The organism is Kribbella sp. NPDC020701 (genome assembly GCF_055562215.1).
The window spans coordinates 369,906-383,071 of record NZ_JBVHFT010000007.1 but is presented as its reverse complement, the minus strand read 5'-3'; the positions used below and the strand labels follow the sequence as shown (position 1 = coordinate 383,071).

General features: G+C 68.7%; 15 protein-coding genes. 11 read left to right on the top strand and 4 right to left on the bottom strand.

What is annotated here, in order from left to right; genetic code table 11:
• From ACZ3HV_RS19685 to ACZ3HV_RS19670, 4 genes are all read left to right on the top strand, one after another.
• A partial coding sequence (locus tag ACZ3HV_RS19685; protein WP_465686239.1) for a hypothetical protein occupies positions 1 to 230 on the top strand: 230 nt, incomplete at its 5' end.
• 53 nt (positions 231 to 283) lie between these two features.
• The gene (locus ACZ3HV_RS19680) at positions 284 to 1,741 is read left to right on the top strand and encodes a flavin-containing monooxygenase (protein WP_465686237.1); all 1,458 of its coding nucleotides are present in this window, start codon (positions 284 to 286) and stop codon (positions 1,739 to 1,741) included.
• A gap of 52 nt (positions 1,742 to 1,793) precedes the next feature.
• The gene (locus ACZ3HV_RS19675; protein ID WP_465686235.1) at positions 1,794 to 3,107 is read left to right on the top strand and encodes a hypothetical protein; all 1,314 of its coding nucleotides are present in this window, start codon (positions 1,794 to 1,796) and stop codon (positions 3,105 to 3,107) included.
• 19 nt (positions 3,108 to 3,126) lie between these two features.
• Complete coding sequence (locus tag ACZ3HV_RS19670; protein ID WP_465686233.1) at positions 3,127 to 3,507, top strand: hypothetical protein; 381 nt, start codon at positions 3,127 to 3,129, stop codon at positions 3,505 to 3,507.
• 468 nt (positions 3,508 to 3,975) lie between these two features.
• Here the strand turns inward: ACZ3HV_RS19670 and ACZ3HV_RS19665 are convergent, their stop codons facing one another.
• Both ACZ3HV_RS19665 and ACZ3HV_RS19660 read right to left on the bottom strand, forming a co-directional pair.
• On the bottom strand, positions 3,976 to 4,197 hold the full coding sequence (locus ACZ3HV_RS19665; protein ID WP_465686231.1) for a hypothetical protein: 222 nt from the start codon (positions 4,195 to 4,197) through the stop codon (positions 3,976 to 3,978).
• A 131-nt stretch (positions 4,198 to 4,328) separates the two neighbouring features.
• Positions 4,329 to 5,069: a MerR family transcriptional regulator gene (locus ACZ3HV_RS19660; RefSeq protein ID WP_465686229.1), complete on the bottom strand. Its 741-nt coding sequence runs from the start codon at positions 5,067 to 5,069 to the stop codon at positions 4,329 to 4,331.
• Between the two features lie 94 nt (positions 5,070 to 5,163).
• Here ACZ3HV_RS19660 and ACZ3HV_RS19655 point away from each other — a divergent pair, with 94 nt between their 5' ends.
• From ACZ3HV_RS19655 to ACZ3HV_RS19645, 3 genes are read left to right on the top strand one after another with little or no spacing between them, the layout of a single operon-like run.
• Complete coding sequence (locus ACZ3HV_RS19655; protein WP_465686227.1) at positions 5,164 to 6,987, top strand: hypothetical protein; 1,824 nt, start codon at positions 5,164 to 5,166, stop codon at positions 6,985 to 6,987.
• Positions 6,984 to 7,898 carry an alpha/beta fold hydrolase gene (locus ACZ3HV_RS19650; RefSeq protein WP_465686225.1) on the top strand — a complete coding sequence of 305 codons (915 nt, stop codon included), beginning with the start codon at positions 6,984 to 6,986 and terminating at the stop codon, positions 7,896 to 7,898. The genes ACZ3HV_RS19655 and ACZ3HV_RS19650 overlap by 4 nt, the downstream gene beginning before the upstream one ends.
• Positions 7,899 to 7,908: 10 nt before the next feature.
• Positions 7,909 to 9,072 (top strand): CaiB/BaiF CoA transferase family protein, encoded by a 1,164-nt coding sequence (locus tag ACZ3HV_RS19645; protein ID WP_465686223.1) that lies wholly within the window; start codon positions 7,909 to 7,911, stop codon positions 9,070 to 9,072.
• Between the two features lie 312 nt (positions 9,073 to 9,384).
• Here the strand turns inward: ACZ3HV_RS19645 and ACZ3HV_RS19640 are convergent, their stop codons facing one another.
• Entirely contained in the window at positions 9,385 to 9,645 is a 261-nt protein-coding gene (locus ACZ3HV_RS19640; RefSeq protein WP_465686221.1) for a hypothetical protein, read from the bottom strand.
• 119 nt (positions 9,646 to 9,764) lie between these two features.
• Between ACZ3HV_RS19640 and ACZ3HV_RS19635 the strand changes: the two genes are divergently transcribed.
• From ACZ3HV_RS19635 to ACZ3HV_RS19625, 3 genes are read left to right on the top strand one after another with little or no spacing between them, the layout of a single operon-like run.
• Complete coding sequence (locus ACZ3HV_RS19635) at positions 9,765 to 11,195, top strand: NAD-dependent malic enzyme (protein ID WP_465686219.1); 1,431 nt, start codon at positions 9,765 to 9,767, stop codon at positions 11,193 to 11,195.
• Positions 11,196 to 11,208: 13 nt separating this feature from the next.
• Positions 11,209 to 11,604, top strand: a complete 396-nt coding sequence (locus ACZ3HV_RS19630) for a VanZ family protein (RefSeq protein ID WP_465686218.1) — start codon at positions 11,209 to 11,211, stop codon at positions 11,602 to 11,604.
• A 7-nt stretch (positions 11,605 to 11,611) separates the two neighbouring features.
• A complete protein-coding gene (locus tag ACZ3HV_RS19625; RefSeq protein ID WP_465686216.1) occupies positions 11,612 to 12,169 on the top strand; it encodes a YqgE/AlgH family protein in 558 nt (185 codons plus the stop codon).
• Between the two features lie 36 nt (positions 12,170 to 12,205).
• On the opposite strand, the gene ACZ3HV_RS19620 is transcribed toward ACZ3HV_RS19625, so the two are convergent.
• Positions 12,206 to 12,472 (bottom strand): DUF3039 domain-containing protein, encoded by a 267-nt coding sequence (locus ACZ3HV_RS19620; protein WP_465686214.1) that lies wholly within the window; start codon positions 12,470 to 12,472, stop codon positions 12,206 to 12,208.
• Positions 12,473 to 12,592: 120 nt separating this feature from the next.
• Here ACZ3HV_RS19620 and ACZ3HV_RS19615 point away from each other — a divergent pair, with 120 nt between their 5' ends.
• Entirely contained in the window at positions 12,593 to 13,165 is a 573-nt protein-coding gene (locus tag ACZ3HV_RS19615) for a Uma2 family endonuclease (protein ID WP_465686212.1), read from the top strand.
• Position 13,166 lies beyond the last annotated feature (1 nt).

Sequence of the window (13,166 nt, the reverse complement as noted above, 5' to 3'; positions counted from 1 at the left end):
TGTCCGGTGGTGCGGCGCTGTCCGGTGGTGCGGCGCTGTCCGGTGGTGCGGCGCTGTCCGGTGGTGCGGCGCTGTCCGGTGGTGCGGCGCTGTCCGGTGGTGCGGCGCTGTCCGGCGGCGCCGCGCTGACCGGCGGTGCGGCGCTGTCCGGTGGTGCGGCGCTGTCCGGTGGTACGGCGCTCTCCGGCGAGGCGGCGTTCTCCGTGGTCGACGTCACCTGGACAGCCTAACTGACTCCGAGTAACTTACTGGGAGTAAGTTGTCGGACTGGGCTGGAGGGCTGATGGAGACCAGGCATCACCGCGTCGTCGTGGTCGGGACCGGGTTCGCCGGGATCGGGATGGCGGTCCGGCTCAAGCAGGCCGGGTACGACGACTTCGCCGTACTGGAGCGTGCGGACGACGTGGGCGGCACCTGGCGGGACAACACGTATCCGGGTTGCCGGTGTGACGTGCCGTCGCACCTGTACTCGTTCTCCTTCGCGCCCAACCCGGAGTGGTCGTCGACGTTCTCGCCGCAGCCCGAGATCGAGGACTACCTGCGCAACGTCACCGACCGCTTCGGTATCCGCCCGCACATCCGCTTCGGTCACGCAGTCGAGTCAGCGCGCTGGGAGGATGATCGCTGGCGGATCTGTACGAGCGAGGGCGAGTTCACCGCCGACATCCTCTTGTCCGGGATGGGCCCGCTCGCGGAACCGTCGTACCCGAAGTTGCCTGGGATCGAGTCGTTCGAGGGAGAGGTGTTCCACTCGGCGCAGTGGGATCACGACCTGGACCTGAGCGGCCGCAAGGTCGCGGTGATCGGGACCGGCGCGTCGGCGATCCAGTTCGTGCCGGCGATCCAGCCCGAGGTCGAGGAACTGCACCTGTTCCAGCGGACGCCGCCGTGGGTGATGCCGCGGCCGGACCGCAAGATCACCGACGTGGAGAAAGCGGTGTTCCGCCGTTTTCCGCTGGTACAGAAGGCGTTCCGGGCCGGGATCTACTGGGGCCGCGAGTCGATGGTGCTCGGATTCACCAAGCTGCCGGCGATCATGAAGCAGGCGCAGAAGGTCGCCGAGAAGCACCTCGCGCACCAGGTTCGCGACCCGCTGCTCCGGGCCAAACTGACGCCCGACTTCACCCTCGGCTGCAAGCGCGTCCTGATCTCCGACGACTATTACCCGGCGATCGCCCAGCCGAACGTCGAGGTCGTCACCGATGGGATCGCCGAGGTTGCGCCGACCGGCATCGTCACCACGGACGGCGTGAAACACGAGGTCGACACGATCATCTACGGCACCGGCTTCCGGGTCACCGACCTGCCCGTGATGGACATGGTCCACGGCCGCGACGGCATCTCCCTGCGCGAGGCGTGGTCCGGCGGTATGGAGGCCTACCTCGGTACGGCGATCTCCGGCTTCCCGAACCACTTCATGCTGATCGGTCCGAACACCGGCCTCGGACACAGTTCGATGGTGTTCATGATCGAGTCCCAGATCGCCTACATCGTGGATGCGCTGAAGACGATGGACGCGGAAGGGCTGCGGCAGGTCGAGGTGCGGCCGGAGGTGCAGCGCGCGTTCGTGGACGGTGTCCGGTCGTCGATGCGCAACACGGTCTGGACCCGTGGCGGTTGCACCAGTTGGTACCTCGACGCCCAGGGGCGCAACACCACGCTCTGGCCGTCCTTCACGTTCACGTTCCGGCAGCGCACCAAGCACTTCGAGGCCGCGGAGTATCGCACTCTCGCTATGTGACATCGAGCGTGTTACATTCGGTCGGTCAGATAACTGACCGATCGGAGGCGCCGTGCTGGAGCTGTTGCTGCCGCTGCACGGGATCGGTGGCCGGGGAGATCTGCCGGTGCCGCTGTGGCTGGCGATCTACTCCGCCGGCGCGGCGGTCGTCGTCTCCTTCTTCGCGCTCGCCGCGTTCTGGTCGAAGCCGCGCTTCGAGGTCACCGCGGGTGCGGGGCTCGCGAGGCTGACCCGGATTGTCGACAATCGGACGACGCGCGGGGTGCTCAAGCTTGCTGGTGTGGTGGCGCTTGCACTGCTGCTGGGCGCCGCCTGGTTCGGCAACCCCGAGCCGGCGCTGAACCCGGCGCCGACCTGGCTGTACGTGTGGATCTGGGTCGGCATCATCCCGCTCTCGCTCAGCTGCGGCCCGATCTGGCGACTGGCCAACCCGTTGCGCACGATCGCGGGACTCGCCCGGAGGTCGTCGTACCGGACGTTGCCGGCGGGGATCGCGTACTGGCCGGCGGTGGCAGGGCTGGCCGGCTTCCTCTGGCTCGAGCTCGCGTACCCGGATGGGTCCGAACCGCTCGTCGTCGCGATCTTCGTGTCGCTCTACGCCCTGGTGAACGTTGCTGCGGGCATCGTTTATGGACCGGCCTGGTTCGGGATCGGCGACAGCTTCGAGGTGTACGCCGAGGTGCTCGCGCGACTGAGTCCGTTCGGACGCGGCGCTGACGGACGGCTGGAACTGCGGAACCCGCTGGCCGGACTGGCCACGATGCCGCAGCAGCCGGGAATCGTCGGGTTGCTGTGCTTGTTGCTCGGGTCAACGGCTTTCGACGGGATCTCGCGGTGGTCGGTGTGGTCTCAGCACACCGGGGAGTTGAGCAAGGCGCAGCACATCCTCGTCTACACGCTAGGGCTCACCGCCGCCGTGGTGGTGGTGAGCGCAGTGTTCGTACTCGCGGCGCGCACGACGGGGTCCACGCGGGTCCGGCAAGCGGTCGGGGCGGCCGGGCTGCCGGGCGCGTTCGTCCATTCGCTGGTTCCGATCGCGATCGGGTACGCGGTGGCGCACTACTTCTCGTTCGCGATGTTCCAGGGGCAGGAAGGTGTGCTGCTCGCGACGGATCCGTTCGGGCGTGGGTGGGACCTGCTCGGGACCAGCGGGACGCGGATCGACTACGCGTTCCTCGGGACCGGGTTGATCGCGGAAGTCCAGATCGGTGCGATCGTGCTCGGACACGTCCTCGGGGTCGTGTCCGCGCATGATCGTGCTGCCGAACTGTTCCGGCGCCGCCAGTTGCGGCGGGCGCAGTACCCGATGCTGGCGGCGATGGTCGCGTTCACGGCCGGCGGGATCGCGCTGGTGACGGCGTCATGATCGCCTGGCTGATGCGGTCATGATCGCCTTGCACCTGGGCGGAATCCCCGAGACCGCGATGGTGCTCGGCCCGATCCTGCTGATCATCGCCTTCCTCCGCATCGCCCGCCGCAACGAGGCGAACCTGCCCGACTGCGAGGCCGACGACGAGACCGACGACTGGGACGCCGATCTCGGCGACCTCCCGGCGGCACCCGACAGAAAAGAAGGCCCGGCGAACCCCCTGCGGTTCGCCGGGCCCGACTCGAGGGATCAGGCCGCGAGTGCGGCGTCGGCGTACCCGCTGACCCGGGTCAGGTGTGTGGCGGCTGCAAGCCTGGCCAGCTGGTCGCATCCGGCCGCCAAGGCATCCTGCAGCGTCGGCCATTGGTCGACACACCAGTACGGGTCGTCGGGCTGACGATCGAAGTCGTCGTCGATGTCGGCACACCAGCCGCCGGTGCGGACGTGGTGGACATGCAGTCTGAGGTTCATGGTCGTGGGCCTAGCAGGGGACTGGGTGGACGGGTTCAGAAGGGGAGTGGGCGGCCGGACGGCGTACGAAGATCCAGGGTGAGGATCCGCGTCGCGCGGCGCGTGGTCGAGCGAACCGGCCGGCGGCGGACCTGGATCTGGCGCATCTTCTTGCTCCTGCCTGCTGCGGGCGGTGCTACTGGTCCGCCCTCGAGTTCTTTTGGTAACTCCACAGTCCCAGCCCAGACGCCCCTGCACAGTTGGGTGAATTACCGATCTCTCCACCTACCTGGCCCTGACGCTGCTCCTAGGGATCACTAGGGGAGACGTCCGGGGCCTTAGGTTGGTTCACGATGAGTTTCCGGAGCATCCCGTTCGACCGAGCCGACGCCGGGACGGCACGCGGGCGCGAGGATCAGGCTGCGAGGGCGGGTTCGCAGTAGCCGCTGATGCGGGTGAGCTGGGTGGTGGCGGACAGCTTGGCCAGTTGCGCGCAGCCGACGGTCAGGGCGTCCTGGAGGGTCGGCCACTGGTCGACGCACCAGTAGGGGTCGTCAGGCTGGCGATCGTTGTCGTCGTCGATGTCGGCGCACCAGCCGCCGGATCGGATGTGGTGAATGTGCAGTCTGAGTTTCATGATCGGAGTTCGGGGTCGGAGCGTACGGGGATGGGTGGCTGTCAGAACGGCGACGGCCGTGGAACTGGTCCGTCTCCGACTTCTGATGGAGACGCTACCGGCGACCATGGACAGTTTTCGGCGGCGTGGACTCAGCCGGTCGAGGGGAGGGTCTTCGGGTCCAGGCCGAGCTCTTCGTACGCGGCGACCTCGATCTCGCGGGCCATGGACTCGCGGAAGGCGGCGACCAGGGCCTGCCCGGCCAGCGGAATGATTCCCTCGAGGGTGCGCTGGATCTCGGGCCAGCCGTCGGCGGGCATGCCGGCGTTGGTGAAGTCGCGCCACACCGTGCTGCGGAACAGCTCGACGTAGATCTTGGCGACTGCGTCGGCCTGGGCGAAGAGTTTGGGCAGCATCTCGAAGATCGCCTGCATCGGGACGCCGAGCCTGATCACCTCGAGCCCGGTGCGGAGCAGGTCCGGGTTCTGGATCCGGAGCCGGCCGTCCTCCTGCCGCTCGGCGATGCCGAGCTCGACCAACCGCGTGATCACCGCGGGATCATGCGGTACGCCGGCCCGCCCGGCCAGCTGGTCCTCGTCGAGGACCTCGGGCTCCGCCGGGGTCCACGGGTTCACCAGGGTCTCGAAGACGCCCAGCGCCAGCGCGCCGTCGGGCAGTTCGCTCATCATCCGCTCGACCGCGGCCAGCGTGTAGCCCTTGCCGAGCAGCTCGCGGACCAGGGTGAGCCGGCCCACGTGGTCGGCGCCGTAGTACCCCGTCCGGCCGACCAGGCGGGGCGGCGGGATCAGGCCGCGCCCGGCGTACGCGCGTACGTTCCGCACCGTCATGCCCACCTTGGCGGCGAGCTGATCGACGGTGAGCTCCTCCGGCATCTGTTCCACCCTTGACAGTCTTCCAGACTTAACGTTACATAGTTGATGTAACATCAGCTATGACGCATGATCATTGTCCCGAAGGAGACCGTCGATGGCGATCCCGCTCGCGACCACCGGTACGGCGACGTTCGACCAGATCGCGATCGTCACCGGGCTCGTCTCGCTGATGTACGTCGCACTCGCCGTGCTCCTGTGGCGAGAACGGACCGGACGCGTCACGCTGGTAGGACGGCTTGCGGACACCATCGGGAGACTGGACGGAGTCCCCCGATGGGCCGCGCTGACGCCCTACCTGCACGCCGTCTCGCTGCTCGCCTGCGCGTTCGGGGTGTGGTGGGACATCGCCGTGCACATCGACCGCGGCCGTGACACCGGCCCGTTCGGTACGCCGGCGCACTATCCGATCTTCTTCGGCATCCTCGGCGTGATCGTCTCCGGCGTGCTGCCGATCGCCCTGGCCGGCAAGCCGCTGCCCGCCCGCACGATCAAACTCACCAAGGGCTGGCGGATCCCGTGCAGTGCCGCGCTCGTCACGGTGTGCGGGACGTTCGCGCTGGTCGGCTTCCCGCTGGATGACGTGTGGCACCGGCTCTTCGGCGAGGACGTCACGTTGTGGGGACCGACCCACCTGCTGATGATCGGCGGCGTGGTGTTCTCGATCTTCGCCCGCCTGCTGGCGCTGGCCGAGGTCGAGCAACTGATCGGCATCAACACGCGCCGCCGGTTCCAGGAGATCGTCTCGGTCGGTGCGTTGCTGATCGCGTGGGACCTGTTCAGCACCGAGTTCAACTACGGCGTACCGCAGTTCCCGTTGATCCTGCAGCCGCTCCTGATCGTGTTCGGCGCCGCGATGGCCTTCACCATCCTGCGGGCGCGACGCGGTCCGGGGACGACGTTCGCCGCGCTGGCGGTGTACCTGGTGATCCGCGGTGGCATCGCCTGGGCCGTCGATCAGCCGCTCGGCGAGATCCTCGGGCACTTCCCGCTGCTGATCGTCGAGGCGGCCCTGGTCGAGCTCGTGGCGTTTGCCCTCGGCAACAAGAACCGCTTCCGGCTCGGCCTGGTGGCCGGCGTACTGATCGGCACGGTCGGCGTGGTCGCGGAGTACGCGTGGAGCCGCGTCTGGATGCCGATCGCCTGGCCGTCGTCGATGCTCCCGTCGGCCCTCGGGTACGGCGTGGTCGTCGGAGCCGGCGCCGGTCTGGCCGGGGCCTGGCTCGCGACCCGGTACGCCGAAGTCGCCGGAGAGGAACGGGCGGTCGGGATCCGGCACACCCGGCCGGTCGCGGTCCGTCGTACGCACGAATTCGGCGCGGCCGGGCTGATCGCCGTACTCGCGGTGCTGTTCTTCTGTGTGCCGCGGTCGGCCGATCCGGGGGTGTCGGGAACCGTGTCGTTGGAGCGAGTGGCGACGGGGGCCGAGCCGGCGGCGTACGTGACGATCACGCTGGAGCCGCAGGACGCTGCCGAGGGTGCGCGGTGGTTCGAGGCGATGGCCTGGCAGGGCGGCGGGATGATCCTGCACCCGATGGTGAAGGTTGCCGATGGCACCTACCGGTCGGCGGACGCGCTGCCGATGTATGGGAAGTGGAAGTCGATGATCCGGCTGCACCAGGGGCAGCGGGACCTGGTGGCGACGTGGGTGTACGCACCGGAGGACGCGGCGATCGAGAAGCCCGCCATCCAGGTGTCGAACGGTCAGACGGTCGAGTTCATCAACGAGCAGCAGGTGTTGCGGCGCGAGGAACGGACCGACGTGCCAGGATGGATGTGGAACGGCGGCTACGCCCTGCTCGGCGTGGTCGGGCTGCTCGAGATCGCCGGGATCGCCTGGCTGGTCGGGCGCGGCGCCCGCGGTGGGCGGATGCGAGCGGCCCACCTGGCCGCCGGTGAGCGGGAACGGGAGATTGCGTGACGATCCAGTTGGAGCGGTCCGGCGTGACAACGTCCGACGGGGTGCGGCTGAACGTCGAGACCACTGGGCCTGCCGACGCGCCGGTGACGGTGCTGCTCGTGCACGGGTGGACGTGCTCGACCCGGGCCTGGCACAACCAGGTGGAGGAGCTGCCGCGGATCCTCGGGGCGGACGGCGTACGCGTCGTCAGCTACGACCATCGCGGTCACGGGCGATCCGATGCGGCGCCTGCCGGGTCGATGCGGATCGAGCAGCTTGCCGATGACCTGGTGACAATGCTTGATAGCGTGGTCGGGGACGGTCCGGTCGTGTACGCCGGGCACTCGATGGGCGGGATGACGCTGATGGCGCTCGCCGCCGAGCGCCCCGACCTCTTCGGGCCCCGGATCCAGGCGGCCGCGCTGGTCAGCACCTCCTGCGGCCAATGTGGTTCGGGTGCCTTCGGCCTTCCCAAGCGCCTCGATCCCGCAACCGCCGTACTCGCGCCCCGCGCGATGAACCGGGTGAGCACGCGGATCGAACGACGTACGACGACAAGTCCGCTGGCTACCCGACTGCAGAAGCCGGCGCTCCGGCGGATGGTGTTCGGGCGGAAGCCCGACCCTGCCGAGGTAGACCTGTTCTTGTCCGACCTCGCGGTGGTCCCGGGGCCGTCGTACGGCGGGTTCTTCGAGGCGATCCTGCAGCACGACTGCGCCCATGCGCTGAAGGTCCTCGACCAGCTTCCGGTCGAGATCATGCACGGCACGCGCGACCGGCTGCTCCCGCCCCGCCACGCCAACCGGATGGCGGCTGAGCTGCCCACCGCCCGCCTGTGGATGTACCCCGGCGCCGGCCACATGCTCATGCAGGAACGCCCACGTGACGTAACCCACCGTCTGGCGTCACTGGCACGCAAGATCACCGCCTAGGCTCGGGTGGGTGCAGAACCTTCTCTCCGATGTTGTCGTCGTCGATCTGACCCGCGCGCTGGCTGGGCCGCATGCGGCGATGATGCTCGGCGACCTCGGTGCGCGCGTGATCAAGGTGGAGGTCCCCGACCGCGGTGACGACAGCCGCGGCTGGGGACCGCCGTTCGTCGAGGGCGAGTCGACGTACTTCCTCTCCGCGAACCGGAACAAGGAGTCGGTCACCGCGGACTTGAAGTCCGACGACGGCAAGGAGTTCCTGACCAAGCTGGTCCGGAAGGCCGACGTACTGATCGAGAACTTCCGGCCCGGCGTCCTCGACCGGCTCGGGTTCTCCACCGACCGGCTGCACGAGCTCAACCCGGGTCTGGTGATCCTCTCGATCACCGGGTTCGGGCACGACGGGCCGGACGGCGGACGGGCCGGGTACGACCAGATCGCGCAGGGTGAAGGCGGTCTGATGAGCATCACCGGCGCGGTCGAACCGACCAAGGTCGGCGCTCCGATCGCGGACCTGCTGGCCGGCATGTACGGCGCTTACGGCGCGCTGGCCGCGTTGCATGAGCGATCGATCACCGGCAGGGGCCGCGTGGTACGGACGAGCCTGCTCGCGTCAGTGGTCGGAGTTCACGCGTTCCACGGCACGAAGTGGACGGTCGCCCACGAACTCCCCGAGCGGGTCGGCAACCACCATGCGCAGATCGCGCCGTACGGGATGTACCGGACCGCGGACGACAGCATCCAGGTCGCCGTCGGCAGCGAGGGACAGTGGCGGACGTTCGCGCCGATCGTCGGGCTCGATCCGGAGGACGCGCGCTTCGCGGCCAACGCGCAGCGGGTCGCGCATCGCGACGACCTGACCGCCGCGATCGAGACCGCGTTCGCCGCCGAACCTGCGGACGTGTGGCTGAAACGCCTTGCGGACAAGGGGATTCCGGCCGGCAAGGTCCGCGACTTCCAGCAGGTCTACGAGTGGGACCAAACCCTGTCCCAAGGCCTCCTGATCGACGTCGACCACCGGACCCTTGGCCGCATCCAGCTCCCCGGCCCGCCGCTGCGCTTCGACGACCAGCCGTACGCGGGCGCCCGCGAGACCAACCTGGCCCCGCCGAGGCTGGGCGAGCACAACGAGTCCGTCAGAGCCTGGCTGGACGGCGGCCCTGCGCCACTCACCTAGCCCCGCGAACGACTGATGGACGTGAGCCACTCACCAACTGGCGCCGCTCACGCGAGTTCACGCTCGCGGGTGCGGCGCCGGTGTCTGCGAGCCGGGGTTGGTGAGTGGCGGAGGTCCGCACACCTTTCTCTCCAGATCGACTGGCTGACCACCTGTCTCTCCAGATCGACTGGCTGACCACCTGGCACGTTTGGCCGCGCAAGCCGGACCGGCTGAGGCGACCGGGCAGGTTTGGGGAGGATCTTGCGCCCGAATCGGGCAGAAATCCGCCCCAGGCCGGGCCGCAGCTGATCCGTTCGTAGCCTTGGGCAACTAAATGTGCGGTCGCCTGGCGGGCGGCGAGGCGGGTGTCGACCGGTACGACATCACTGTCCTGCCCAGGCAACGGGCGGTCCACAGCGACGTACGCCGTACCCCGGTCGGCCAGTTCGGCCACGGAGGTCGCCGTACCGCTGAGGGAGAGGATGACGCCGGCGACCCGTTCAGCGCGACCACCGCGGCCTCCTGGCGGCGCCGGTTCCGGGCGTGGCCGTTGGACATCACCGGCGTCGCCACAGCTCTGATAGTCGGCACCTCTCACCCCTTCGCTGACGGAACAGTAACGATCCGGGCAATGGATTACCGAGCGGTCTGTCATGCACTTTACGTACGGAACCCCCGGGCCTTACCAGTGACATGAGAGGATCACCCGCGTGACTGCCTTGCCGAGTGTTTCGTACTCCATCACCGTTCGCCTCGAGGTGCCCGCGGGTGGCTCGACGGTGAGCAAGCTGACGACCGCGGTCGAGCAGGCCGGCGGTCTGGTCACCGCGCTCGACGTGACCGCGTCCGGTCACGAGCGGCTGCGGATCGACGTGACCTGTGCCGCCGCCGACACCGAGCACGCCGGCCGGCTGGTCGAGGCGATGCGCGCCGTACCGGGCGTCGAGATCGGCCGGGTCTCGGACCGGACCTTCCTGATGCACCTCGGCGGCAAGATCTCGATGGAGGCCAAGCACCCGATCCGCAACCGTGACGACCTGTCGATGATCTACACGCCGGGTGTCGCGCGGGTCTGCCTGGCGATCGCGGCCAACCCCGACGACGCGCGGCGGCTGACCATCAAGCGCAACAGTGTCGCGGTGGTCACCGACGGTTCCGCCGTACTGGGGCTGGGCAACATCGGCCCGAAGGCCGCGCTGCCGGTGATGGAGGGCAAGGCGGCGCTGTTCAAGCGGTTCGCCGGGATCGACGCGTGGCCGCTGTGCCTGGACACCCAGGACCCGGAGGCGATCATCCAGGTGGTCAAGGCGATCGCGCCCGGGTTCGCCGGGATCAACCTGGAGGACATCTCCGCCCCGCGCTGCTTCGAGATCGAGGCCCGGTTGCGCGAGGAGCTGGACATCCCGGTCTTCCACGACGACCAGCACGGTACGGCGGTCGTGGTGCTGGCGGCGCTCTTCAACGCGCTGCGGGTGGTCGGCAAGCACATCGGTGAGATCCGCGTGGTGCTGTCCGGCGCGGGTGCGGCCGGTACCGCGATCCTGAAGCTGCTGATCGAGGCCGGCGTGCGGGACGCGATCGTCGCCGACATCGCCGGAGTCATCCACACCGAACGCGACGGGCTGTCGCCGGAGCTGCGCTGGATCGCGGAGAACACCAACGCGGCGAAGTACAGCGGTGACCTGAAGGGTGCGCTGAGCGGGGCGGACGTGTTCATCGGCGTCTCCGCGCCGAACATCCTGAACGGCGCCGACATCGCCACCATGAACAAGGACGCGATCGTCTTCGCGCTGGCCAACCCGGACCCGGAGGTCGACCCGGCCGCGGCGCACGAGCACGCGGCCGTGGTGGCGACCGGGCGCAGCGACTTCCCGAACCAGATCAACAACGTGCTGGTCTTCCCGGGCGTCTTCCGCGGTCTGCTCGACGCCCAGTCGTCGAAGGTGTCGATCCAGATGGAACTGGCCGCCGCGAAGGCGCTGGCCGGTGTCGTCACCGACGACGAGCTGAACGCGGACTACATCGTGCCCAGTGTGTTCCACCCCGAGGTGCACACGATGGTCGCGCATGCCGTCCGCGACGCGGCCGGCGGCAAGGCCCCCGCGGCGGAGGTCTTCCCGGACGACTCTCCCTCGCTGTGAGTACGGTGGTTGGGTGACTTCTACACTGACGGGGCCGACGACCGGGTCGCGGGTGACGGTGTGGGCCTGGCGGATCGCGTTCGTCGCCGCCGTCGCCCTGCAGTTGTACGGCGTCTACGCGCCGCGGGAGGCGGGTCCGCACGTCGGGATCCCGCAGATCGACAAGATCGCGCACTTCTTCCTGTTCGCGGCCGTCGCGTTCCTCGGGCTGAAGGTCGGGGTGCCGGCGCGCTGGTTGCTGGCGGCACTGGTCGCGAACGCGATCGTCAGCGAGATCGTGCAGCACTATCTGCTGCCCCAGCGCGACGGCGATCCGTTCGACGCGGTCGCCGATCTGACCGGGGTCGCACTGGGGACTTGGCTCGCGTTCCGGGTGCTCCGTAGTACTCGGTTGCGGGGCACGACATGATGGATGCATGACGGCCTCGACCCTGACCGGTTCGCTGCTTGTGGCGACCCCGTTGCTCGACGAGCCGCCCTTCCGTCGGTCGGTGATCCTGCTGCTGGATCACGACGACGACGGTGCGCTCGGGGTGGTCGTGAATCGCGCGGCCGACCTGGCCGTGGACCGGGTGCTCCCGGACTGGTCCACGACGGTGAACGAGCCCGGCGTGCTGTTCATGGGCGGCCCGGTCGGCACCGACAGCGCGCTCGCCGTCGCTGAGGTGATCGAGTCCGCCGACCCGCCGGGCTGGCGGGAGTGTTTCGGGCGGATCGGGCTGATCGACCTGGACGTGCCGCCGGCGTTGCTGGAGGGCGCGATCCAGCGGATGCGCATCTTCGCCGGGTACGCCGGGTGGTCCAGCGGGCAACTCGAGGGCGAGATCACCGAGGGTGCCTGGTACGTCGTCGAGTCGCAACCCGACGACGTGTTCAGCCTGCACCCGGACACGTTGTGGCGCCGGGTGCTGCGCCGCCAGAACGACCAGATGGCCTACCTGGCGACGTACCCGGACGATCCCACCCAGAACTGAGGCCGCGCCCCTGGCACGGCCCCGACCCGACGCGGCCTACTCGCCGCCCTCGTCGTCACCCGGGTTGAGCGAGTCCCAGATCTCCTTGCACTCCGGGCAGACCGGGAACCGCTGCGGATCCCTGCTCGGCACCCACACCTTGCCGCAGAGCGCGACCACCGGCGTGCCCATCACCATCGCCTCGGTCAGCTTGTCCTTCGGCACGTAGTGCGAGAACCGCTCGTGATCGCCAGGCTCTTCCAGCGACGGCTGCGTCCGCTCGTCGACAACCGTCTCGGCGCCAGGGGTCAGCTGAGTACTCATACCCCAGAGTGTAGGACGCCCCACCAGCCGGTTCAGCACTTTTCCACAGCCACCAGATCCCCGGGGCAACCCGGGGCAGATCACGGCATGTTCTAGGTGTGAGCAACCGAAGGAGGCAATATGACCCTCGTGGAACCGATTCCCACCCCACCGTCCGTGCCCTGGCGGCCGTCCGCACCGCTGACCAGGGACGACCTCGACCGGATGCCCGATGACGGGCACCGCTACGAGCTCATCGACGGGGTGTTGCTGGTGACGCCCGCGCCGTCGTGGCGGCATCAGACCGTCTCAGCGGGGATCTATCGGACCCTGTTCGATGCTTGCCCACCGGATCTGCAGGTGCTGTTCGCGCCGTTCGACGTCGTCCTGGCGCAGGACACGATTGTGCAGCCGGACCTGCTCGTTGCGCGCCGCGACGACTTCACCGAGCACGATCTGCCGGGCCCGCCGCTGCTGGCCGTGGAGGTGCTGTCCCCGAGCACGCGACGGTTCGACCTGATGCTCAAGTGGTCGCGGTATGAGGCTGCGGGGTGCCAGGCGTATTGGGTGGTGGATCCCGACACGCCGAGCCTGATCGTGTGGGAGATGCACGATGGCGCATATGCGCAGGTCGCGAAGGTCACGGGTGAGCAGGAAGCGCGGTTGACGAGTCCGTATGACGTGACGGTGGTGCCGGCGAATCTGATCTTGTGAG

Bases quoted from the DNA above. Each gene is read 5' to 3' on its own strand.
- ACZ3HV_RS19680 (WP_465686237.1), top strand. From the start codon at position 284: ATGGAGACCAGGCATCACCGCGTCGTCGTGGTCGGGACCGGGTTCGCC.
- ACZ3HV_RS19670 (WP_465686233.1), top strand. From the start codon at position 3,127: ATGATCGCCTTGCACCTGGGCGGAATCCCCGAGACCGCGATGGTGCTC.
- ACZ3HV_RS19665 (WP_465686231.1), bottom strand. From the start codon at position 4,197: ATGAAACTCAGACTGCACATTCACCACATCCGATCCGGCGGCTGGTGC.
- ACZ3HV_RS19660 (WP_465686229.1), bottom strand. From the start codon at position 5,069: ATGCCGGAGGAGCTCACCGTCGATCAGCTCGCCGCCAAGGTGGGCATG.
- ACZ3HV_RS19655 (WP_465686227.1), top strand. From the start codon at position 5,164: ATGGCGATCCCGCTCGCGACCACCGGTACGGCGACGTTCGACCAGATC.
- ACZ3HV_RS19625 (WP_465686216.1), top strand. From the start codon at position 11,612: ATGACGGCCTCGACCCTGACCGGTTCGCTGCTTGTGGCGACCCCGTTG.
- ACZ3HV_RS19620 (WP_465686214.1), bottom strand. From the start codon at position 12,472: ATGAGTACTCAGCTGACCCCTGGCGCCGAGACGGTTGTCGACGAGCGG.
- ACZ3HV_RS19615 (WP_465686212.1), top strand. From the start codon at position 12,593: ATGACCCTCGTGGAACCGATTCCCACCCCACCGTCCGTGCCCTGGCGG.